The organism is Desertibacillus haloalkaliphilus (assembly GCF_019039105.1).
Classification (GTDB): domain Bacteria; phylum Bacillota; class Bacilli; order Bacillales; family KJ1-10-99; genus Desertibacillus; species Desertibacillus haloalkaliphilus.
On the sequence record NZ_JAHPIV010000346.1, the window covers coordinates 1 to 377 of the forward strand.

1 protein-coding gene is annotated in these 377 nt (G+C 48.3%); it reads right to left on the minus strand.

Annotated features, from left to right (window positions below; all coding sequences use genetic code 11):
• The coding region (locus KH400_RS30060; RefSeq protein WP_217228358.1) for a hypothetical protein at nt 1–377 on the minus strand (377 nt) is incomplete at both ends.

The following is a 377-nucleotide window of genomic DNA, read 5'->3' on the forward strand; positions in this document are numbered from 1 at the left end:
TCTTCCCTTTTTTCCCTTCTTCCCCCCCTCCTTTTCTCCCCTTTTTTTCTTTTCCCCTTTCCCCTTCCCTCCTTCTCTCTCTTTCCCTTTCCCCTCCTCTTTCCTCCCCCCTTTTTCTTTCCTTTTCCTTTTCCCTTTTCCTCCTTCCTTTCCTTTTTCCCCCCTTTCTTTTTCTTTTTCCTCCTTCTTTCTCTCCCCCTCCCCTTCCCCTTTTTTCCCTCCCTTTTCCTTTTTCCCTTCTCCCTTTTCCTCCCTCCTTCCTTCTTCCTTTCCCTCCTTCCCTTTTTCCTTTCCTCCCCTTTCTTTCTCTTCTTTCTTTTTCTTCCCCCTTTCTCTTCTCCCCCTCTTCCTCTTCCTCCTCCTCTTCTCCTCTCCCT